Raw genomic sequence first — 740 nt, forward strand, 5'->3', positions numbered from 1 at the left:
CACCACAACAGCAAACATCGATTTAGAGCGTTTGGTTCGTGATACGGTTAATGGTATTGGCTATCATCATTCAGATTTAGGGTTTGATGGCGAGACTTGTGCCGTCATCAACATGCTAGGTAAGCAATCTCCTGAAATCGCGCAAGGTGTCGATCGTAGCGATCCTGAAGAGCAAGGTGCAGGTGACCAAGGTTTAATGTTTGGTTACGCCAGTAATGAAACTGATGTATTGATGCCAGCCCCTATTGAATATGCCCATCGTTTGATGGAGCGTCAATCTGAGCTGCGCCGTGCAGGCGAGCTACCATGGTTACGTCCCGATGCCAAAGCGCAGGTAACCTTAAAATATGATGGCAACCGTCCTGTCGCTATCGATGCTGTTGTACTATCCACACAGCATGACCCAAGTATTGCGCAGTCTGATCTACAAGAAGCAGTGATGGAGTCTATCATTAAGCAAGTACTCCCAGCTGACCTATTACATGCGGGTACACGCTACCATATCAATCCAACAGGTAAGTTCGTCATTGGCGGTCCAGTTGGTGATGCAGGTTTGACGGGTCGTAAAATCATCGTTGATACTTACGGCGGCATGGCGCGTCATGGTGGCGGCGCTTTTAGTGGTAAAGATCCCTCAAAAGTAGATCGTAGTGCTGCTTATGCCGTACGTTATGTGGCCAAAAACATCGTCGCAGCAGGTCTTGCTGATCGCTGTGAAGTACAAGTGAGCTACGCGATTG

Annotated in this window: 1 protein-coding gene; it reads left to right on the forward strand. The window is 48.4% G+C overall.

Going from position 1 to position 740, the window contains the following annotated elements; genetic code table 11:
* On the forward strand, positions 1-740 hold a 740-nt coding region (gene metK / locus ACS8FC_RS17145), incomplete at both ends, for a methionine adenosyltransferase (protein WP_439297673.1).

Source organism: Psychrobacter sp. 1Y4 (genome assembly GCF_051847555.1).